The organism is Megasphaera sp. AM44-1BH (assembly GCF_003467125.1).
Lineage (GTDB): Bacteria > Bacillota > Negativicutes > Veillonellales > Megasphaeraceae > Megasphaera.
Window position 1 is genome coordinate 1 of sequence record NZ_QSFA01000055.1, and the last position, 806, is coordinate 806.

Annotated in this window: 1 protein-coding gene; it reads left to right on the top strand. The window is 43.3% G+C overall.

The genetic code is table 11. The features are described 5' to 3' along the window. The first annotated feature begins 47 nt into the window (after positions 1-47). Positions 48-746 (top strand): helix-turn-helix domain-containing protein, encoded by a 699-nt coding sequence (locus DW949_RS13545; protein ID WP_118023691.1) that lies wholly within the window; start codon positions 48-50, stop codon positions 744-746. Positions 747-806 lie beyond the last annotated feature (60 nt).

Here is an 806-nt window from a genome sequence, read left to right on the forward strand (position 1 = left end):
TATGAGAGACAGTAAAAAATAAAACTGTCATCATAGGGGGAGTTTTCATGTCACCAAAATATAAAATTACAGCAGAAGAGAAAATCAAGCTTGTCCATGCGTACCTATCAGGAAAAATTACTCAACGATATGCCGGAGAAGCGGCAGGAGTTAGTCATACCACCATACAAGTATGGATAAAGCGATATGAAGCAGAAGGTGCTGACGCATTTTATCCCAGTAGAAAAAATCGTGTTTACTCTCCAGAAACAAAAACACAAGCCGTTATTGACTATCTGAGCGGTCGTGGGAGCCAATTAGAAATTTGTCGCAAGTACAAAATTCGTTCTAAGTATCAGCTCCAGACATGGATCAAGGTGTATAATGCCCATGGAGACTTAAGCTCCAGAAAACACTCGGGAGGCGGAAGCTACATGAGCAAAACACGCAACACCAGACTGGAAGAACGGCTACAAATCGTCCAGGAATGCTTGGCTTCAGATAAAAACTATGGCGAAATGGCTAAGAAATACAAGGTAAGTTACCAGCAAGTACGGACATGGACGTTACGTTATCTGGAATTGGGTAAATCTGGACTGGAAGACCGTCGCGGCAAGCGTAAGAAAGACCAGACACCACGCACGGATCTGGAAAAGGCCCAGATTGAAATTGAAAAACTGAAACACCAACTGTATATGGCTGAGATGGAGCGTGACCTGTTAAAAAAATTGAACGAACTGGAGAGGGGGGATTTCTTGGACAAGTAAGGCGTCTTCACTCCTACAAGGCTATACGGGATTGCCATCAAGAAAAAGGGTATCCCATTG